The organism is Lacrimispora xylanisolvens (genome assembly GCF_002934545.1).
Classification (GTDB): domain Bacteria; phylum Bacillota; class Clostridia; order Lachnospirales; family Lachnospiraceae; genus Lacrimispora; species Lacrimispora xylanisolvens.
This window is the reverse complement of the sequence record NZ_PTJA01000004.1, coordinates 252,689-272,577: the sequence shown is the minus strand read 5'-3', so window position 1 is coordinate 272,577 and position 19,889 is coordinate 252,689. Positions and strand designations below refer to the sequence as shown.

Annotated in this window: 20 protein-coding genes; 15 read left to right on the top strand and 5 right to left on the bottom strand. The window is 40.4% G+C overall.

Features of this window, described 5'->3' with window-relative positions; genetic code table 11:
- Nucleotides 1–5: 5 nt before the first annotated feature.
- From BXY41_RS09255 to BXY41_RS09230, 6 genes are all read left to right on the top strand, one after another.
- Nucleotides 6–524: a transcription repressor NadR gene (locus BXY41_RS09255; protein WP_104436539.1), complete on the top strand. Its 519-nt coding sequence runs from the start codon at nt 6–8 to the stop codon at nt 522–524.
- 84 nt (nt 525–608) lie between these two features.
- On the top strand, nt 609–2,282 hold the full coding sequence (locus tag BXY41_RS09250; protein ID WP_104436538.1) for a glutamine--tRNA ligase/YqeY domain fusion protein: 1,674 nt from the start codon (nt 609–611) through the stop codon (nt 2,280–2,282).
- An 86-nt stretch (nt 2,283–2,368) separates the two neighbouring features.
- Nucleotides 2,369–3,814 (top strand): MocR-like pyridoxine biosynthesis transcription factor PdxR, encoded by a 1,446-nt coding sequence (gene pdxR / locus BXY41_RS09245; RefSeq protein ID WP_104436537.1) that lies wholly within the window; start codon nt 2,369–2,371, stop codon nt 3,812–3,814.
- On the top strand, nt 3,811–4,713 hold the full coding sequence (locus BXY41_RS09240; protein ID WP_104436536.1) for an MORN repeat-containing protein: 903 nt from the start codon (nt 3,811–3,813) through the stop codon (nt 4,711–4,713). The genes pdxR and BXY41_RS09240 overlap by 4 nt, the downstream gene beginning before the upstream one ends.
- The gene (locus tag BXY41_RS09235; protein WP_104436535.1) at nt 4,710–5,699 is read left to right on the top strand and encodes an AraC family transcriptional regulator; all 990 of its coding nucleotides are present in this window, start codon (nt 4,710–4,712) and stop codon (nt 5,697–5,699) included. Before BXY41_RS09240 ends, BXY41_RS09235 begins: the two co-directional genes overlap by 4 nt.
- 189 nt (nt 5,700–5,888) lie before the next feature.
- Nucleotides 5,889–6,122, top strand: coding sequence for a hypothetical protein (locus BXY41_RS09230; protein ID WP_104436534.1), 234 nt, complete (start codon nt 5,889–5,891; stop codon nt 6,120–6,122).
- Between the two features lie 707 nt (nt 6,123–6,829).
- Here the strand turns inward: BXY41_RS09230 and BXY41_RS09225 are convergent.
- On the bottom strand, nt 6,830–7,030 hold the full coding sequence (locus tag BXY41_RS09225) for a cold-shock protein (RefSeq protein ID WP_104436533.1): 201 nt from the start codon (nt 7,028–7,030) through the stop codon (nt 6,830–6,832).
- A 215-nt stretch (nt 7,031–7,245) separates the two neighbouring features.
- Nucleotides 7,246–7,740, bottom strand: coding sequence for a CarD family transcriptional regulator (locus tag BXY41_RS09220; RefSeq protein ID WP_242980132.1), 495 nt, complete (start codon nt 7,738–7,740; stop codon nt 7,246–7,248).
- Nucleotides 7,741–8,073: 333 nt separating this feature from the next.
- Between BXY41_RS09220 and rhaB the strand changes: the two genes are divergently transcribed.
- The 6 genes from rhaB (at nt 8,074) to bioB (ending at nt 13,577) form a co-directional block, all read left to right on the top strand.
- Nucleotides 8,074–9,504, top strand: coding sequence for a rhamnulokinase (rhaB, locus tag BXY41_RS09215; protein WP_104436531.1), 1,431 nt, complete (start codon nt 8,074–8,076; stop codon nt 9,502–9,504).
- A gap of 26 nt (nt 9,505–9,530) precedes the next feature.
- Nucleotides 9,531–9,845: an L-rhamnose mutarotase gene (rhaM, locus tag BXY41_RS09210; protein WP_104436530.1), complete on the top strand. Its 315-nt coding sequence runs from the start codon at nt 9,531–9,533 to the stop codon at nt 9,843–9,845.
- 24 nt (nt 9,846–9,869) lie between these two features.
- Nucleotides 9,870–11,120: an L-rhamnose isomerase gene (locus tag BXY41_RS09205; protein ID WP_104436529.1), complete on the top strand. Its 1,251-nt coding sequence runs from the start codon at nt 9,870–9,872 to the stop codon at nt 11,118–11,120.
- A gap of 12 nt (nt 11,121–11,132) precedes the next feature.
- On the top strand, nt 11,133–11,960 hold the full coding sequence (gene rhaD, locus BXY41_RS09200) for a rhamnulose-1-phosphate aldolase (protein ID WP_104436528.1): 828 nt from the start codon (nt 11,133–11,135) through the stop codon (nt 11,958–11,960).
- A 94-nt stretch (nt 11,961–12,054) separates the two neighbouring features.
- Nucleotides 12,055–12,597, top strand: coding sequence for a biotin transporter BioY (locus tag BXY41_RS09195; RefSeq protein WP_104436527.1), 543 nt, complete (start codon nt 12,055–12,057; stop codon nt 12,595–12,597).
- Nucleotides 12,598–12,620: 23 nt separating this feature from the next.
- Nucleotides 12,621–13,577, top strand: coding sequence for a biotin synthase BioB (gene bioB / locus BXY41_RS09190; RefSeq protein ID WP_341457823.1), 957 nt, complete (start codon nt 12,621–12,623; stop codon nt 13,575–13,577).
- 111 nt (nt 13,578–13,688) lie between these two features.
- Here the strand turns inward: bioB and BXY41_RS09185 are convergent, their stop codons facing one another.
- The 3 genes from BXY41_RS09185 to BXY41_RS09175 form a co-directional block, all read right to left on the bottom strand.
- Complete coding sequence (locus tag BXY41_RS09185; RefSeq protein ID WP_104436525.1) at nt 13,689–15,821, bottom strand: M56 family metallopeptidase; 2,133 nt, start codon at nt 15,819–15,821, stop codon at nt 13,689–13,691.
- A 30-nt stretch (nt 15,822–15,851) separates the two neighbouring features.
- Nucleotides 15,852–16,244 (bottom strand): BlaI/MecI/CopY family transcriptional regulator, encoded by a 393-nt coding sequence (locus BXY41_RS09180; RefSeq protein ID WP_278321416.1) that lies wholly within the window; start codon nt 16,242–16,244, stop codon nt 15,852–15,854.
- A gap of 233 nt (nt 16,245–16,477) precedes the next feature.
- Nucleotides 16,478–17,032, bottom strand: a complete 555-nt coding sequence (locus tag BXY41_RS09175; RefSeq protein WP_242980130.1) for a hypothetical protein — start codon at nt 17,030–17,032, stop codon at nt 16,478–16,480.
- Between the two features lie 266 nt (nt 17,033–17,298).
- Between BXY41_RS09175 and BXY41_RS09170 the strand changes: the two genes are divergently transcribed.
- The 3 genes from BXY41_RS09170 (at nt 17,299) to BXY41_RS09160 (ending at nt 19,868) form a co-directional block, all read left to right on the top strand.
- The gene (locus BXY41_RS09170; RefSeq protein WP_097005136.1) at nt 17,299–17,589 is read left to right on the top strand and encodes a co-chaperone GroES; all 291 of its coding nucleotides are present in this window, start codon (nt 17,299–17,301) and stop codon (nt 17,587–17,589) included.
- 97 nt (nt 17,590–17,686) lie between these two features.
- A complete protein-coding gene (gene groL / locus BXY41_RS09165; RefSeq protein ID WP_104436523.1) occupies nt 17,687–19,306 on the top strand; it encodes a chaperonin GroEL in 1,620 nt (539 codons plus the stop codon).
- 52 nt (nt 19,307–19,358) lie between these two features.
- On the top strand, nt 19,359–19,868 hold the full coding sequence (locus BXY41_RS09160; protein WP_104436522.1) for a DUF6106 family protein: 510 nt from the start codon (nt 19,359–19,361) through the stop codon (nt 19,866–19,868).
- Nucleotides 19,869–19,889: the final 21 nt, after the last annotated feature.

The following is a 19,889-nucleotide window of genomic DNA, read 5'->3' as shown; positions in this document are numbered from 1 at the left end:
AAAACGTGGAAGGCAGCAGAAGAAGAAAGAAAATTGTGGAACTGTTAATGGAAGAAGGAAAGCCCATATCCGGAGGAGATTTAGCCCAGAGACTTGGCGTCAGCAGACAGGTGGTGGTACAGGATATTGCATTGTTGCGTGCAGAAAGTAAAATGATCCTGTCCACCAATAAAGGCTATTTGCTTCATCTGGAAAAGAGAGAAGAGGAATCCTCTTTTGTAAGAATTTTCAGAACTAGACATAAGACAGAAGATACCCTGGAGGAACTGAATACCATTGTTGATTATGGCGGAAGAATCAGGAACGTGTTCATCGAACACCAGTTATACGGACAGATCGAGGTGGATTTAATTATTAATAACCGTCTGGATGCGGCAGAATTTATGGAGCATTTAGAATCCTCCAAAGACCAGCCCTTAAATGTGCTGACAGGAGGCTGCCATTATCATACCGTAGAGGCAGACTCGGAGAAGAATCTGGATTTTATTGAGGCGGAGCTGAAAAAGAAAGGCTATCTGTTATAGGATAAGACGTTTTCCCCCTTTTCGAATCGTTTGAAGTATGATATGATATTGTATTATTGAAGTGACTGATATGGAGGAAGAAAGATGGAAGATAACAAAGAAGAAATAATTTCTAAAAACTTTATTGAACAGGAGATAGACAAGGATCTTTCAGAAGGCGTTTATAACCATGTGCAGACCAGATTTCCGCCGGAGCCAAACGGTTATCTGCATATTGGACATGCCAAATCCATCCTGTTAAACTATGGCCTGGCTAAAAAGTATGGCGGAAAATTCAACCTCCGTTTTGATGATACAAACCCGACAAAAGAAAAGACGGAATTCGTGGAATCTATTATTGAAGATGTGAAATGGCTGGGAGCAGAATTTGATGACAGACTTTACTTTGCTTCCAACTACTTTCAGGAGATGTACGACTGTGCCGTTCTTTTAATCAAGAAGGGAAAGGCATTTGTCTGTGATTTAACGGCTGATGAAATAAGGGAGTACCGTGGGGATTTTAAGACTCCTGGTAAGGAGAGCCCTTACAGAAACCGGAGTGTGGAAGAGAACCTAAAGATGTTTGAAGAGATGAAGGACGGTAAATACAAAGACGGCGAAAAAGTGTTAAGAGCCAGAATTGATATGTCATCTCCCAACATCAACATGCGTGATCCGGTTATCTACCGTGTGGCACGTATGACCCATCATAACACCGGGGATACATGGTGTATCTACCCCATGTATGATTTTGCACATCCAATTGAAGATGCCATTGAACATATTACCCACTCCATCTGTACCCTGGAATTTGAAGATCACAGACCGCTTTATGACTGGGTAGTAAAAGAGTGTGAATTTGAAAATCCTCCCCGTCAGATCGAATTTGCAAAGCTTTATCTGACCAATGTGGTAACTGGAAAGCGTTACATCAAAAAGCTTGTTGAGGATAACATCGTTGACGGTTGGGAAGATCCAAGACTGGTATCTATCGCAGCATTAAGAAGAAGAGGCTATACGCCGGAATCCCTTCGTATGTTTGTTGATTTAGTAGGTGTTTCCAAGGCAAACAGCTCTGTTGACTACGCGATGTTAGAGTACTGCATCAGGGAAGATTTAAAACTGAAAAGACCCAGAATGATGGCGATTTTAGACCCCATCAAGCTGGTAATTGATAATTATCCGGAAGATACCACAGAGTATCTTGATGTAGCCAATAACCTGGAGAATCCGGAACTGGGTGAGAGAAAAGTTCCATTTGGAAAAGAACTTTACATCGAGCGGGAAGATTTTATGGAAGAGCCCATTAAAAAGTACTTCCGTTTATTCCCAGGCAATGAAGTCCGCCTCATGAACGCTTATTTTGTGACCTGTACCGGCTGCGAAAAAGATGAGAACGGCAATGTTACGGTTGTTCACTGCACGTATGACCCGGAGACAAAGAGTGGTTCCGGATTTGAGGGCAGAAAAGTGAAAGGAACCATTCACTGGGTAGCTGCTTCAACTGCACAGAAGGTGGAGTGCCGCTTATATGAGAACATCGTGGACGAAGAAAAAGGAAAGTTAAACGAAGACGGAAGCTTAAACTTAAATCCCAATTCCCTGACTGTTTTAAAGAACTGTTATGTGGAGCCCAGCTTTGAAGGAGCAAGGGCATATGACAGCTACCAGTTTGTAAGAAACGGCTTCTTCTGTGTTGACTGCAAGGACAGCACACCGGAGCATCTGGTATTCAACCGGATCGTATCCTTAAAGAGTTCTTTTAAAATTGGAAAATAGTACAGCTGAACAAAAATGCCGCATGACCGCAAGATAAGGGACGTGCGGCATTTTTTCCTATCCGGTAAAGGAGGATTGTTGTTACCATGGAACTGATGATACCTTTAAAGAACCAGCCAGGCTGGCCTTATTACAGCCAGATTTACAATTACATTAAGAATGAAATTGTAAAAGGCAATCTAAAGCCTGCAGTTCGCCTCCCCTCCACCAGACTTTTGGCGGAGCATTTAAAAGTCAGCAGGAGTACCACCCAGATGGCCTACGAGCAGCTTTTATCAGAAGGCTATATTGAGTCGGTTCCCTGCCGTGGTTATTTTGTATTGAAAATCGACGGACTCATTCATACCGGACAGGAGACTTTAAAAAGCCAGCCCTCTTTTTTTACTGCTGCAAAAGAGGAAGTAGGGGAGAAAAAGAAGTGGGACGTGGATTTTTCCCCAAGAGGGATTGATCTTTGTAATTTTCCCTTTAATACATGGAGGCGGATATCAAAAAATACGCTGATCGATGATAACAGAGAGATCTTCGCAGCAGGAGATCCCCAGGGGGAGTACCTGTTTCGGGAAGCAATCCGTTCCTACCTTCATTCTGCCAGAGGAGTCAACTGTCTCCCGGAACAAATCATTGTAGGTGCAGGAAGCGAATATCTTCTGATGCTTCTGTCTCAGATACTGGGAAGGGACAGAACCATTGCCATGGAAAATCCCACTTACAGACAGGCATACCGGGTGTTTGACAGTTTGCAGTATCAGGTGGTACCAGTCGATATGGATCAGTCTGGAATGGACGTCTCGCTGCTTGAAAAAAGCGGTGCAGATATTGCCTATGTCATGCCCTCTCATCAGTATCCCACTGGTATTATTATGCCGGTAAAACGAAGGCAGGAGCTGCTTGCATGGGCGTACCAACAGGAGAACCGGTATTTAATTGAGGATGATTACGACAGTGAGTTCCGTTATAAGGGAAAGCCGATTCCTGCCCTGCAGGGTATGGATGACAGGGAGCGGGTGATTTACTGCGGCACCTTCTCCAAATCCATTGCTCCCGCCATCCGTGTCAGTTACGTGGTGTTACCCATCCCTCTGTACCAGATTTATCAGAAACGGATCAGTTTCTATGCTTCCACGGTATCAAGAATAGATCAGAACATATTGTATCAGTTCCTGTCAGAGGGACATTATGAGCGTCATTTAAACCGGATGAGAGCCGTTTATAAGTCCAAGCACGATGTGTTAACTGCCGGTTTAAAGTCCTTTGAAGATCAGTTTTTAATTGGGGGAGAACATGCGGGACTGCATCTGCTGCTGACAGACCGGAAGGGAAGAAGCGAGGAAGAACTGGTCTTAAGAGCAGAGAAGAAAAACGTAAAAGTATATGGTTTGTCCGGATCCTTTATTCATAAGGAGCATAACAAATATCCACCTACGGTTATTCTTGGATTTGCAAATTTGACTGAGACGGAAATACAAAAAGGGATTGCTCTTTTAGAAGAAGCCTGGTCGGTTGACGGCAGTAAGGGGGGAAGTTCGTGAATTATGATGGAAATAAAGCCAGAAGAGAAGAAAATATAAGAATTGGCGTCACCATTGCTCTGGTATCCCTGTTGATGCTTCTTTTAAGTGTGGCAGGAACTATTAGAAACAGTAAGGAAGTACAGAATAAGGATAAACCGCTTAAGAAGACGGAGTTATCTCAGATTCAGGAAAAAAATATACCACCGGAAACGGCGGTTACAGAAATGGCGGATACGGGAATTTCACTGACTGCGGCCAATCGTGAATTTTTAGAAGGGCTGGGCGGCAGATTGAAAGACGGGGATCTGGAAGGAGCTGCAAGGTTAGTAGAAGCAAATGGTGATTCCATTGCTGAATTTCCCTGTATGTATTCAGAAGGGATGTTGAGACGTGAAATCAAGGATGGAACAGGAATCGTATTTTTAAAGCCCACTGTCGTATTTTATGGGGATTTTAAAAATGGAATGCCGGAAGGAACTGTTTCGGCCATCTCAGTCCTTAGTCTGGAAGAAGGCAAACGATATGATTATTCCTATGGAAGCTGGAAGAATGGAAAGATGAACGGCAACGGTGAATGCGGTTACCGTTATTACGATGGGGTTACACAGGACATTACTGTTAAAACTTCTAAAAACGGAATGTTTCAGGATGACCTCATGCAGGGAGACATCACTTATTCCAGTACCAACAGGCAGGGGGAGACCGCTGTGTGGCAGTTTCAGACGAAAGACGGAGTGATTGTATTAAATGACCGTTGGATCAAAGAAACAGATGCAAAGGGTGCAGTGATTTATAAACTCCTTGCCAATGGGGAAAAGGACCACGCCTATGCTCTTAGTGAACGAGCCATAGGTGAGGATCGATGGAGAAACTTAATTTCGTTTTCCCAAATGGAGGGAGGAGGCACCAGTCAGTGAATCAGGAGATTATAAACCGTCTTGCAGTGATCACTGAGGAGGAACGGGAGATCATAAACGGCAGAACGGAAATCGACCGGAAGCGGTATACAGAGAGCCAGGAGCTGGTGATTGACAGCAGAAAGATGTTAGAGCATGGTAAAATGATCCGCATCAGGCCTCATACCAGATTTGTCCATTTCCCAAGACATAAACATAATTATATAGAAGTAATTTATATGTGCCAGGGAGAGACCACCCACCGGATTGACGGAGAAGAAGTAGTATTAAAAACCGGGGAACTGCTGTTTTTAAATCAGCATGCGACACAGGAAATACTTCCTGCAGGTGAGGGAGATATTGCCGTTAACTTTATCATTCTTCCAGAGTTTTTTGATACTGCCTTTCAGATGATGGGAGAGGAGAAGAACCTTTTAAGAGATTTTCTGGTAGGCAGTCTTTGCTTTGATCCACGCTATGCCAGTTACCTGCATTTTCAGGTGGCAGACGTTCTTCCAGTACAGAATCTGGTGGAAAATATGGTATGGACTCTGCTCAATGACCAGCCAAATAAAAGAAGTATCAATCAGGTTACAATGGGGCTTTTATTTCTTCAGCTCATGCACTACACCGATAAGATCAGCCATACATCAGAAAGTTTTGACCAGAAGTTGACTTTTCAGGTTTTAAAATTTATCGATGAAAATTATAAAGACGGGGAACTGACAGAACTTGCAGCCAGCTTAAACTACAATATTTACTGGCTGAGCAGAGCAGTAAAACGTCTCACCGGCCGGACATTTAAGGAACTCATTCAGATTAAGCGGCTGAATCAGGCTTCCTTTCTTCTTCTGAATACCAGACTCTCTATCACGGATATATCCATTGCAGTAGGATATGACAATACCAGTTATTTTCATCGTATTTTCCGGAATTACTACGGCATGTCTCCAAAAGAATACAGGGATAAGAATGTAACGCTGCCATTTCCCGATGGGAAGAGATAACAGTATTAAGGAGTATCCCTTTTCTTCTTTGTTAAGGATGATAAACCGAAAGTGATACTTTAATAATGAAGAAAAGAAAACAAAGATAATTTATTAATAACTTGTATTTTTGTAATAATGAAAAACAATTCTGCATATACTTGGTTATATATGGTTAATTAATTAATATCTGTAAAGGAGAGGACCAGTATGCCAAGAGGAGTCAGAAAAACAGCGCTTGAGAAACTTCAGGAAGAGTTAACGGAAGTTCAGGAATCCATCAAGCAGTATAAGGAAAGTCTTATTACACTGGATGAAAAGGAAAAAGAGATTCAGGATAAAATAAAGCTGGAACAGTTTAAGGAAGTATCCACAATACTGGACGAGCACGAAATGTCTATTATGGATTTAAAGGAATTACTTATTTCTTCCAAGGCTGAGTAGGAAGTTTAAAAGCAATTGGGTGAGAATGCGAATAAGGACGCTAATTTATCTATGCTTAAGCTGGTAATTCTTATTTATGCAAAATGGTATTGAAAAAATAATCAAGCGTCACGGAAAAACTGAATTTCAGTATTCCGTGACGTTTTGTATTGTGGTAGATTATTATAATTTGTCTTTGTCTGGGCATGGATCGTATCACTGCAAGGGCGTTGGCCTTCTATCTATACATAGATAGGAGGTGGTGCGGATGAAATATGACTTTAAAGACCTTATGGCCTTTGGTATGTTCATTTTAGCATTACTTACCTTTATTTTTTATAATTGTAAGTAGCGTTTTTCTATAAAGTCCTGGAAACAGGCATAGAAAACCACCCTTGTAAAACATTGGACGTGTTTGAGGGTGGAATTTTCTATCTTATTCATGGCCAACCCCTTGTGGAGGGGGGTGTTCCTTTTGTGATTCTAATATAACATATCTGTATATCAAAATCAAGAGAGCAACCGCTATTTTCCTGCCCTTTCATTGCCACGCTTGTGTTCCCTAAATTGACAAACTTTTGGAGGATTTATGAGAAAACTATTAACCGTAGGTACGCTGTCAGCGTGTCTCGCACTTACTATGCCCCATCATCAATCTTATGGAGGCAATGAAGAAAACTGTTGATATAAATTAAAAAAAGACCACTCGAAAGCAGTCTTTTTAATGTTTATGCGAGGTTAACGTTTACAGCTTGTAACCCACGATTACCCTCTGTAACATCAAATGTTACAGACTGTCCGTCATCTAATGACTTATAACCGTCCATAGCGAGACCTGAGAAATGAACGAAAATATCGTTACCCTTCTCGTCGCTGATAAAACCAAATCCCTTTTGCGCATTAAACCATTTTACTGTACCTTTATTCATTAAAGATACCTCCTTAAATTATAATTATATTTGATAAAACTAAAAATCGCACATATGCGTAAATCATCAATAGAATAATGACTTACGTATATATGCGAAATCAAGACTTTATTAAAATACTATTTGAAGTATAACACGATAATTTGAGTATGTCAAGAAAAAATAAAAAATTGAATAGTCGGGAGTTTACGGGTAACATGTAAAATGGGTTAACATCACTGTTCATAAATAAACGGAATAACCTCTTCACGCTTGATGTTCAATACATAAGCAAACTCCTCGCAAAGCGCTTTTTCAGCATCCTTAAGAAAGTCTTCATCGGAGATCTGTAGTTTATTATTTTTATTCGTGTTTTTTATCTCTTGTTTGTGCCAACGTAAAGTTTTTACCATTTTTACAAGTTCGTAATGGTTACCATCTGCAAGAATCTGGCGGTATAATTCTTTTCGCTTACGATTATCATTATTCCAAATGTGATCTTTATCCGGCATTTTTTTTAGTAGAGAGAAAATTTCATCGGCAGAGAGAATGTGGCGAATTTCAGTTTTTCTTCTGCTGCTAATAGATGAAATGTATACTGTAGCGGCAGCATGGTAAACAGGTTTGAGTACATAATATTGGCTGATTTTTTCATCCATACACATATCCTGTAATCCGGTAACCTCACAAATACCATGACTTCCGTATATAAAGACATCACCTATGTTCATAATATCTCACCTCTTTCTAATAAAATAAAAAATGCAGTTCACTAAAACCGGACTCACGTACCCGTAAAGCAAACCACACCTTTGATATTTATATTATACCATAATTGCAGACGACGTGTATACGGCGATTATACCCAAACTTACGACTATATTACGTGTTAATCTATTTAATATTTTCTAGTAACTATAAAAGAAAGTGCAAATAAGGACGTAGTTTTAATTAAACAGCGTCCTTATTTTTTATTTAAATATCCGTTATGATATAAATAGAAATGTGGGTATCCCTTTATGCCCAGAGAGCATGGGCAATAATAATGAAAGAGTGTGGTGCGTATGGAAAAATATTATCTTGCGGTAGACATAGGAGCCTCCAGCGGTCGTCATATACTCGGTACTGTAAAGGACAACAAGATAATTCTGGAAGAGATTTACCGTTTTGACAATGGAATGAGGCAGGAGAATGGTCATTTATCCTGGGATGTGGAGTCCTTATTTGCTGAAATAAAAGAGGGACTGAAGCAGTGTAAAAAACTTGGTAAGATACCCGTCAGCATGGGCATTGACACCTGGGCAGTGGATTTTGTTCTTCTTGATGAGGAGAATAAAATTCTTGGAAGGGCAGCAGGATACCGGGATGACAGAACAACGGGAATGGATGAAAAGGTATATGAAATCATTTCACAGAATGATTTATATAAGAGAACAGGAATTCAAAAACAGATCTTTAACACAATTTATCAGCTGATGGCTGTTAAAGAGAAAGAACCAGATCTTCTTAAGAGAGCAGAATCGCTTCTTATGATTCCAGATTACTTTCATTTTCTGCTGACAGGAGAAAAGAAGCAGGAGTATACCAATGCTACCACTACCCAGCTGGTCAGCCCTGTAACTGAGGATTGGGATTATGAACTGATTCGTATGCTTTCCTATCCGGAGAAGTTATTTAGACCCCTTTCCATGCCTGGAACAAAGGTAGGCCAGTTCACTGAGGATATTATAAAAGAGGTGGGATTTTCCTGTACTGTGGTATTACCTGCCACCCATGATACCGGTTCTGCGGTAATGGCTGTTCCTAAAGTTCCGGGAAGAGAAGAACTTCAGGAGGACATACTATACATCAGCTCAGGAACCTGGTCGCTTATGGGAACCGAACTTCCGGCTGCCGACTGTTCCATCAAAAGTATGGAAGCTAATTTTACCAACGAAGGCGGTTATGAATTCCGTTATCGGTATTTAAAAAATATTATGGGACTTTGGATGATACAGTCAGTGAAAAAAGAGCTGGCTGAGAGGGGTGAAATTTATTCCTTCGCAGAACTGTGTGAGCTTGCATCAAAGGAAAGTATCCCGTCTCTGGTTGACTGTAACGATAACTGCTTTCTGGCTCCTGAGAGTATGATAAATGCGGTTGCTGAGTTCTGCCATAGAAATAACCAGCCTGTACCAAAAAGTGCAGGAGAAATTGCGGCGGTGATTTATAACAATCTTGCTGTATGCTATAAAGAGACAACCAAAGAGCTTCAGTCCATTACAGGAAAAACATATTCCAGTCTTCATGTGGTGGGAGGCGGTTCCAATGCAGCTTACCTAAATGAATTAACTGCAAAACAGACGGGGAAAACGGTTTATGCCGGACCGGGAGAAGCCACTGCAATTGGAAATCTGCTGGCTCAGATGATTTCATACGGAGAATTTGAAGATTTAAAAACAGCAAGAGAAGCAGTATACCAGTCATTTGCTGTAAAAGAATATAAGCCGCTGTAATCGGCTGTGAATAGGAGAGGAACGATATGATCAGAAAATCATTTAAAATGTATTTAAATGAAGGCATGGCGGAGGAATATGAGAGACGCCACAATCTGCTTTGGCCGGAAATGAAAGAAATGATTCATGAATGCGGCGGACATAATTATTCCATATTTTTAGATGAAGAAACCAATGTGCTTTATGGCTATATTGAAATAGAAGAGGAAGAGAAATGGGCGAAATCTGCAGATACACCCATTAACCGGAAATGGTGGGATTATATGGCGGACATTATGAAAACTAATCCTGACAACAGCCCTGTTTCAGACGGATTAAAACCGGTATTCCATTTAGACTGAAAAAAAAGAAAGGAAGAAATAAATATGACAATCAAAGAAAGATATGAAGCAGCAAGGGAATCATATAAAGCAGTAGGCGTTGATACAGACCAGGTACTTCTTGCACTGAAACAGATCCCCATCTCCATGCACTGCTGGCAGGGTGATGACGTAACCGGATTTGACGGAGCCGGTGCATTATCAGGAGGAATCCAGACCACCGGAAATTATCCGGGACGGGCACGCAATTCCAAAGAACTGATGGCAGATATGGACAAGGCGCTGAGCCTGATTCCTGGAAAACACAGAATCAATCTTCATGCAAGCTACGCAGTCTTTGAAGAGGGAGAATGGGCTGACCGGGATAAGCTGGAACCAAAGCATTTTGCAAAATGGGTGGAATTTGCGAAAGAGAGAGGAATTGGTATTGATTTTAATCCTACCTTATTTTCCCATTCAAAAGCAGAGCATGCCACCTTATCAAGCGAAGATCCTGAAATAAGGGCATTCTGGATCCGCCATGTACAGGCGTGCATCCGCATTTCCCAGTATTTTGCCGAAGAGTTAGGTACACCCTGTACCATGAATATCTGGATTCCAGACGGATTTAAGGACATTCCTGCCGACCGTACCTCACCAAGAGCGAGATTAAAAGATTCCCTTGACCAGATTCTTTCCATGGATTACGATAAGTCTAAGGTATTTGTCGCAGTGGAATCAAAGGTATTTGGCATTGGTATGGAAAGCTGTACCGTAGGCTCCCATGAATTTTATATGAACTATGCATCAAAGAATGATATTCTCTGCCTGTTAGACAGTGGACATTATCATCCGACGGAGGTAGTTTCTGATAAGATCTCTTCCATGCTTCTGTTTTTTGATAAAGTAGCACTTCATGTAACCAGACCAGTTCGCTGGGACAGTGATCATGTGGTATTGTTTGACGATGAGACGAAAGAGATCGCAAAAGAGGTTGTGCGCGGCGGAGCAGACCGTGTCCTTTTGGCTCTGGACTTTTTTGATGCCAGCATCAACCGTTTAAGCGCCTGGGTAGTAGGAATGAGAAATATGCAGAAAGCTCTTTTGAACGCCCTTCTGCTTCCCAATGAGAAGCTGGCTGCTTTACAGGAATCCCGTAATTTCACAGAGCTTATGATGCTTCAGGAAGAGTTAAAGCTCTACCCGATCGGTGATGTATGGAATTATTTCTGTGAGATAAACGGAGTACCTGCAAAAGAAGACTGGTTCAGCCAGATTACCGCATATGAAAAAGAAGTGCTGGCAGACCGCAAATAGAGGAGAAGAAACATGAAGATATTAGATGCAGAATTTGTAAAAGGCTTTATCCGTATGTGTGACGATGGTTTTAACCAGAACTGGCATGAAAGAAACGGAGGAAATTTAAGCTACCGGATTAAGGCAGAAGAAGTGGAGTCTGTAAAGGAAGAATTAGATCAAAACACTTCCTGGCAGCCCATCGGAACAACGGTTAAGGATCTGGCAGGAGAATATTTTATGGTAACAGGAAGCGGAAAATATTTTCGTAATGTGATTTTAGATCCGGCTGCAAACACCTGTATCATAGAAATCGATGAATCCGGAGAAAATTACAGGATCTGCTGGGGCCTTGTAAACGGAGGACGCCCTACCAGTGAGCTGCCTTCCCATTTAATGAATCATGAAGTGAAGAAGATTGCAACCAATGGTATGCACCGGGTGATTTATCATGCTCATCCGGCTAATGTAATTGCATTAACCTTTGTGCTGCCTTTGGAAGACCGTGTATTTACAAGAGAGTTATGGGAGATGGCTACCGAATGCCCCGTTGTTTTCCCAAGTGGTGTTGGTGTGGTGGGCTGGATGGTGCCAGGCGGTCGCGATATCGCAGTTGCTACCAGTGAGTTAATGAAGAAATATGACGTGGCAGTATGGGCCCATCATGGTCTCTTCGCTTCCGGTGAAGACTTTGACTTAACCTTCGGATTGATGCATACGGTTGAGAAATCAGCAGAGATTCTGGTAAAGGTTTTATCCATACGTCCGGATAAACTGCAGACAATCACACCACAGAACTTTAAAGATCTTGCCCGTGATTTTAAAGTTACCCTTCCGGAAAAGTTTCTTTACGAAAAATAATGAAATGTTAACCTGAAACAACAATCAGGTTGACAATATAAAAATCCCTTTGTATAATGATGAAAAATGACATCATTCTACAGGGGGATTTTTCATGAAAAATTCAAAAACAAAAGAAATTACGTTATGTGCTTTGTTTGCATCTCTGACCGCAATCCTGTCTCAAATTACCATCCCCATCGGACCGGTACCCGTTAATTTTGCTCATCTTTCTACCTTTCTAGCGGCAGGGTTACTGGGATCAAGGCTGGGGGCATTAAGCCAGCTTACCTTTGTTTTGATGGGCGCAGCAGGTCTTCCGGTATTTTCCGGATTTAACGGAGGGCTTACCAGGTTAGCGGGACCTACGGGCGGATATATTATCGGTTATGTAGTATCAGCTTATGTGACAGGATGGGTTTTGGAGCGTTTTGGAAAACGCACGGTTAAAACCCTTGCTTTGTCCATACTGGCCGGCTGGCTGGTTACTTACTCATTTGGAACCCTGTGGTTTTCCTATATTACCCACACCTCTTTTACAGCAGCTCTCAGTCTTTGCGTAATCCCGTTTCTGCCGGGTGATTTATTAAAGACATGCATCACCATCGTTTTAGTCCGCCGTTTATATTCTGTATTTCAAAGAACTTTGCAGTGGTAATGAAGAATAAGAGGAGGACAGAAATGACAGATCCGTACATAAATCTTACAAAGGAAGATGCCAGGTCCATTCTTCTGATGCCGGATGAAGAACTACCCAAACTTCTTGAAGCAGCTTATACATTGCGAAAGAAGCATAAAGGGAATATGGTGAGTATACACCTGCTTACCAATGCCCGCAGTGGTAACTGTTCCCAGAACTGCGCTTACTGCGCCCAGTCCGGACAGGCAAAAACGGACATTGATACTTATGAACTAATCTCCTGTGAGAAGCTATTACAAGACGGTTATCTGGTTAAAGAAAAGAAGCTGGCAAGGCACTGCATCGGATTAAGCGGAATCCGTTTTTCTGACCAGGAGATTGTTGCATTTGCCAGTGAAATTAAAAAACTGAAAAAAGAAAGTCATACTCCGGTCTGCTGTTCCATCGGATTTCTTACAAAACAGCAGGCGATGATATTAAAAGAAGCCGGTGTGGACAGAATCAACCATAATTTAAATACAGGCAGAAACTATTATCCCAATATCTGCACAACCCACACCTATGAGCAGCGGATTGCCAATATTAATATGTTAAAAGAGATGGGATTTGAACTTTGCTGCGGCGGAATCGTGGGATTAGGAGAAAAGCCGGAAGATGTGGTGGACATGCTGTTTGAGATTGGGGATTTAAGTCCAAAAGCAGTCCCCATTAATTTTCTCATACCCATAAAAGGTACGGCGCTGGAACATCAGAGTACAGCCATTCTAACTTCTGAATACTGCTTAAAAGTACTTTGTCTGGCCAGACTTTTAAATCCCCGATCAGATATCCGGTGCGCGGCAGGAAGGGAGCTTTATTTAAAGGGAAAAGAAAAATGGATGTTTTATGCGGTTGATTCTGTATTTGCTTCTGGGTACCTTACTGCAGGCGGTGAAAGCATTGACAGCACCATTAAAATGATTGAAGAAGCCGGGTTTGAATATTGCATTGAACCTTAATAAAACAGAAAGAAACCCCTGATCCCCTCAAGATTGAGGGGCAGGGGAGTTGAAGTGCCGATGACACTTATTAATCGCTATATTAAAATCCTTTCACCCATAGAATTTTTATTAATCCAGCTTATTCGTACATACCCCATCAAAATTAAACACATAGTCCTTACCGTCAATTTTTAAAGTAGTATCCTTAACCAGTTTTCCCTGATTATCCAAATAAACCCACGCATGATTATGTTTCACCCAACCAGTTATATTTTTGTTATCTTTTTTTAGATACCATGCATCTTCCTTACTGTACCACCCGTCTGTTGATTCCGGATCTCTTACATAATAATCTTTCAGTTGAAGATCAACCAGTGAACCATCTGCGCCTTGAATGTAGTACGCTTCAGTTGAACCAATATTTTCTGATTCAACCCTAACTCCATTAGAATCAAGTTTGTATCCATCTATCGTAGTATTCTTAAGCGCTACGCCATTATTATCGTAATAAGACCATTGCCCATCATCGTAATTCCAGCCTTTTTTCTCGTCAATATTAGTACACACGCCATTTTGATCAAATATATAATTCTTATCGTCGACTTTTATTGTTGTATTACTTACCATGACGCCTTGCTCGTCGAAATAGTACGTATTACCACCAACGCCAACCCAGGCCTTTGTCATATTTTTTCCATCAAGTTTACAATACCACTTGCCATTTTCCTGGTACCAACCATTATACTGACTTTTGTCATTTGTGGTTTTGCGCTCTTTTGCTTTTACTAACTTACCATGTTCATCCAATACATTTTCGTCTATAGTGGTGTTTTTTAACATAATTCCATTCTCATCAAAATAATACCAGCCTGAATCGCCATCATCCAGCACCCAGCCTTTATAAACCTTATTTGTACAGACGCCATTCTCGTTGAATGTGTAATCTTTTCCCTCAATTTTTAGAGTTGTATGATTAACCATGATCCCCTGCCCGTCAAAGTAGAACCATTTTCCAGAATCAAATAGCCAGTATTCCGTCTCATTCGTACTATCCTGTATACCATACCAATTATCAATTACCTTATCGACTACCTGTTTATAATACCAATTGTTATTTTGATGGTACCAGCCGGAGCCTCGCCCCGGAGCAGTTAATGCGGAACTAGTTGTTTTTAGAAGATTATCCGCATTTAATGCTTTTACCTCCAGATTATTTGTAAATATAACACTTGCCGCAATGGCGCAGCTTAAAATCACCTTACCTGTCACCTTATAAGAACCTTTATGAAATCCTTTTATCATTGTAATTCGCTCCTTTATTTGATTTTTTGTTTCGAAATAGATTGGTAATTGTGAGTATTTATTTCTATTTAAATATAATCTTGAATAGTTTAAAAGTGTCATTCCATATTCAATGCTTTCCTCTTCATCAAGAATTTCAAGAACAAACGCATCACAGCAGCACTCTCTGTAAAGTTTCATTTTTTTAACTGCAAGCCACACAAGAGGATTATACCAATGAATATTAAGTGCAATGATACTGAGTAGATTATAAATTAGGTCTTTTCTTTTATAATGAACCAATTCATGAAGAAGAATGTGGGAAAGCTGGGGGGTATCACATACTTTAATGATGTACTCTGGAATATAAATGGTAGGTTTAAAAATTCCGGAAATACATGGGCTATTAATCTGATTATTGATTACGATAGGGATCTCTGACTTTATAGATAACAATACTTTAAGCTCTTGAATTAAAGCCAGTGACTTCGAATCTAAGATATCTGTTCTTTTTTTCATTTTACTTTTGAACTTATATTGTGCAATTAATAAAAAGAGACTTAATAAAACTACTCCATCTAACCATACAACTGCCGCTATTTTAAAAACGAATGCAATATCGCTTTGCCTTTGCATATTAACAATACTTACTTTCCCGGTGATATTGTTTCCCGGGAAAAAAGGCGGCTGACTGGCTATTATTGAATCAGTGATTAATGGTTTTTCTGTTACAGGAGAAGCCTGTTGAGATTGTACAGACATGGCGTATTTATTACTTAATGCATCAAACAAATTCATGCTTACAGGTATCGAAACAGGTATTAGTAATTTAATTAAAATCAAAATCCATACTATATTTTTTACTCTCACATTAATCTTCTTGTCAAAAGCTTTAAAAAATATGATTGCTAATGATATAAAAATGCCGGTAGATAAAGTTGATCTTAAATAGCTGAAAAAAATTTTGATTAAGTATTCCATAACAATCGTTCACCTCCTTTTGATTTCAGATTAATCTGAAGATTTATTCTGTTTTTTATCTTTTAAAATATTTTCAAGTTGTTCCAACTCCTCCACCGATAATTCTTTTTCCGCCAGAAAATTTGTTAAAAGCATGTCAAGCGCTCCATCATACACTCTTTTTAAAAAAGAATTGTTTTCATATTTGATGTATTCTTCTTTTGAGAACAAAGGAAAATAATAATAAAGTCTGCCTTCCTTTTTGTAACTTATAACACCTTTATTACTAAGCCGGGTTATAAAGGTCTTTATAGTTTGAGCTGACCAACTGTGTTTGGGGGACAAGCCATGAATGATATCTTCTGATGATAATGGATTTGATTTCCACAGAAGCTTCATCACTTCCCACTCTGATTCTGATATTTTTGAAATTTTGTTTGCCAATAAAACACCTCCTTTCATACGCCTTTTTAATGCCTGTCAATATTTAATGATCTACAGTTGTAGACTGTATCTTAAGTTTACAACTGTAGATTTTGTTTGTCAAGTATTTTTGCTGTTTTTTTATTTACCATCAGCAAAGGTGATTGCACATTAAAATATCAACACTAAAAAAGAAGTATATTTTGAGGCGGTCCTTCAAAATATACTTCTTTTCCCTGCATACGGCAGAATATTTATTGTAATTCTTCTTCCACAATGGTGGTGGTATCATCTGAAGATTCTAAAGCTTTGGAATCTGTGTTATCTTCTGGTGCTTCATCTGCAGCAGGTTGTCCGGATTCAGAAGCGTTATAGTCAAGACCACCGTCTTCGGTAATATCCATATCTTCCTCTTCTATATCTTCCTTCTCCATTGCAGAATCAAACATATCCCTGGCTGTATCAGCCACTGCAGAAGCTGCTTCCTTCGCTGTATCGCTGACGATGGTAGCCGCATCTTTCATCATATTTTTTGCTGCATTTGCTGCATCTTTTGCTGCATCTGCCATATCGGAGGCTGCTGTCTTCAGCTCATCCTTGTTTGCATGAAGGGAAACATAGTTGCGGTTCATCGTACTGTCAATTTTGGAAATGTCATCATTCCCGTCATCTTCAAAATCATGGAAGTTTTCTTCCAGCTCCTTATGGAAGGATTTGTATTTTGTAAAATAAGAGATGCCGGCGGCAACAGCACCGGCGATAGTGGCAAGTGCCACGAATTTCCCAAAACCATTACCTCTTTTTGCCATTTTAAACACTCCTTTCATTCTCTTACCTATTGTAATACTTACCCGGAAAAAAATAAAGGTATATAATAAGAAAATTTCTATAAACTATGTAAGTAACGGCTCATTCCGTTTAATTATGGTAAATTTGTAAAAAAAATATAAAGTTAGCACTCAACTATTGACAGTGCTAATAATGAGTGATATAACATATTATGTGAATAAAATATAACTTCTTTCTAAAGGCCAATCAGAAAGAAATAATAAGAAGGTTATGAGGAGGAATTGCAATGAAATTAGTACCATTATTTGACAAAGTTGTGTTAAAACCATTGGTTGCAGAGGAGACAACAAAGTCCGGTATTGTTCTGCCGGGTCAGGCAAAAGAAAAGCCACAGCAGGCGGAAGTCATCGCAGTAGGACCTGGCGGTCTTGTAGATGGTAAGGAAGTTTCCATGCAGGTGAAAACAGGCGATAAAGTAATCTTCTCCAAATATTCAGGAACAGAGATCGAAACCGGAGAAGACGACGAGAAGTATGTAATTGTAAAACAGAGTGATATTCTGGCAGTAATTGAATAATAAACGCAGTACCGGCAGGTAACAGCAGATTTTGATAAAAAGGCGTGATTTCCTTATATAAGATCACAAATTAAACTTTAAACTGGAGGAATGAATCATGGCAAAGCAGATTAAATATGGCGTAGATGCCAGAAAAGCACTTGAATCAGGAGTGAATCAGTTAGCAGATACCGTTCGTGTAACCTTAGGTCCGAAAGGAAGAAACGTTGTACTTGATAAATCATTTGGAGCACCGTTAATCACCAACGATGGTGTTACCATTGCAAAAGAGATTGAGCTGGAAGATGCATTTGAGAATATGGGTGCACAGCTTGTAAAGGAAGTTGCTACCAAAACCAATGATGTTGCCGGTGACGGTACCACAACAGCAACAGTACTGGCTCAGGCTATGATTAATGAAGGTATGAAGAACTTAGCAGCTGGTGCAAACCCAATCGTTTTAAGAAAGGGTATGAGAAAAGCTACCCAGGCAGCCATTGATGCAATTGCAAAGATGAGCGAGCCGATCAAAGGAAAAGCTTCCATCGCAAGAGTTGCAGCTATTTCTGCAGCAGATGATGAAGTTGGCGAGATGGTAGCTGACGCTATGGAGAAGGTTTCCAATAACGGCGTTATCACCATTGAAGAGTCCAAGACCATGAAGACAGAACTGGACCTTGTAGAAGGTATGCAGTTCGACAGAGGATACATTTCCGCTTACATGTGCACCGATATGGAGAAGATGGAAGCTAATCTTGACGATCCATATATTCTTATTACTGACAAGAAGATTTCCAGCATTCAGGAGATTCTTCCTTTATTAGAGCAGGTTGTTCAGTCCGGCGCAAGACTTCTTATCATTGCAGAGGATATTGAAGGCGAAGCATTAACAACTCTGATTGTTAATAAATTAAGAGGAACCTTTAATGTAGTTGGTGTGAAAGCTCCTGGCTACGGCGACAGAAGAAAAGAGATGTTACAGGATATCGCAGTATTAACAGGCGGTACAGTTATTTCTGAAGAGCTGGGTTACGAATTAAAGAACGCAACTCTTGATATGTTAGGCCGTGCAAAATCAGTGAAGATCCAGAAAGAGAACACCGTTGTTGTTGACGGTTCTGGTGACAAAGCTGCCATTGATGCAAGAATTGGTCAGATTAAGAGCCAGATCGAAGAAACAACTTCTGAATTTGATAAAGAAAAATTACAGGAAAGACTTGCAAAATTATCTGGCGGCGTAGCAGTAATCCGTGTTGGTGCTGCAACAGAGACAGAGATGAAGGAAGCAAAGCTTCGTATGGAAGATGCGTTATCTGCAGCAAGAGCAGCAGTAGAGGAAGGCGTAATTGCAGGCGGCGGTTCTGCTTATATCCATGCAATCACTGAAATTGAAGGTCTTGTAAATGGTCTGGAAGGCGATGAGAAGACCGGCGGAAAGATCATCTTAAAGGCTCTTGAAGCTCCGTTATACCACATTGCAGCCAATGCAGGACTGGAAGGAAGCGTTATCATCAATAAAGTCAAAGAAGCGAAAGTAGGCACTGGTTTTGATGCATACAAAGAAGCTTATGTAGATATGGTTGATGCTGGTATTCTTGATCCTACCAAGGTAACAAGAAGTGCACTTCAGAATGCAACCAGTGTTGCATCTACCTTATTGACAACAGAGTCTGTTGTTGCTAATATTAAGGAAAAAGCACCCGCAATGCCAGCTCCCGGCGGAATGGATATGATGTAAAATTTGTACAGAAGAGACGCCTTGCAGGTATGAGAAAGGATCCAGTATTATTATGAATGAAATGTATGCAGAATGGCTTGTAAAGCGGAAGTCTCCAGCTTATACCATGTTACTGAAAATTGTGATGGGAATTCTATGTGTCATTGCATTTTTCCTGTCCATCTCTCCGGTTTTCGGTATCTTTGGAGTAATTATTTTGTTTGCTGCCGGAGCGGCAACCTACGTCGTATTCCGAAACAGTGATGTGGAATATGAGTATCTGTTCGTGACCAATACCTTGTCCATAGACAGAATTTACGGCAAAAGCAAGCGTAAGAAAGGCTGGGAAGGATCGATGGAGGAAATTCAGATTGTAGCACCTACCGGTTCTACAGAAGCCAGAGATCATGAATCAGGCAACATGAAAGTACTGGATTTTTCTTCTAAAATACCTGATGCTAAGACTTATACACTGATTAGCCAGTCTGGTTCAGAACGGACGAAGATTATTTTTGAACCAAACGACAAGCTGCTCCGCTGTATGAAGATGACTGCACCACGCAAAGTTGTAACTCAGATGTAATAACGGGAATCAGACGGTTTA

Coding starts and splice junctions, on each gene's coding strand:
- BXY41_RS09250 (WP_104436538.1), top strand. CDS start 609: ATGGAAGATAACAAAGAAGAAATAATTTCTAAAAACTTTATTGAACAG.
- pdxR (WP_104436537.1), top strand. CDS start 2,369: ATGGAACTGATGATACCTTTAAAGAACCAGCCAGGCTGGCCTTATTAC.
- BXY41_RS09230 (WP_104436534.1), top strand. CDS start 5,889: ATGCCAAGAGGAGTCAGAAAAACAGCGCTTGAGAAACTTCAGGAAGAG.
- BXY41_RS09225 (WP_104436533.1), bottom strand. CDS start 7,030: ATGAATAAAGGTACAGTAAAATGGTTTAATGCGCAAAAGGGATTTGGT.
- BXY41_RS09220 (WP_242980132.1), bottom strand. CDS start 7,740: ATGAACATAGGTGATGTCTTTATATACGGAAGTCATGGTATTTGTGAG.
- rhaB (WP_104436531.1), top strand. CDS start 8,074: ATGGAAAAATATTATCTTGCGGTAGACATAGGAGCCTCCAGCGGTCGT.
- rhaM (WP_104436530.1), top strand. CDS start 9,531: ATGATCAGAAAATCATTTAAAATGTATTTAAATGAAGGCATGGCGGAG.
- BXY41_RS09205 (WP_104436529.1), top strand. CDS start 9,870: ATGACAATCAAAGAAAGATATGAAGCAGCAAGGGAATCATATAAAGCA.
- rhaD (WP_104436528.1), top strand. CDS start 11,133: ATGAAGATATTAGATGCAGAATTTGTAAAAGGCTTTATCCGTATGTGT.
- BXY41_RS09195 (WP_104436527.1), top strand. CDS start 12,055: ATGAAAAATTCAAAAACAAAAGAAATTACGTTATGTGCTTTGTTTGCA.
- bioB (WP_341457823.1), top strand. CDS start 12,621: ATGACAGATCCGTACATAAATCTTACAAAGGAAGATGCCAGGTCCATT.
- BXY41_RS09185 (WP_104436525.1), bottom strand. CDS start 15,821: ATGGAATACTTAATCAAAATTTTTTTCAGCTATTTAAGATCAACTTTA.
- BXY41_RS09175 (WP_242980130.1), bottom strand. CDS start 17,032: ATGGCAAAAAGAGGTAATGGTTTTGGGAAATTCGTGGCACTTGCCACT.
- BXY41_RS09170 (WP_097005136.1), top strand. CDS start 17,299: ATGAAATTAGTACCATTATTTGACAAAGTTGTGTTAAAACCATTGGTT.
- groL (WP_104436523.1), top strand. CDS start 17,687: ATGGCAAAGCAGATTAAATATGGCGTAGATGCCAGAAAAGCACTTGAA.
- BXY41_RS09160 (WP_104436522.1), top strand. CDS start 19,359: ATGAATGAAATGTATGCAGAATGGCTTGTAAAGCGGAAGTCTCCAGCT.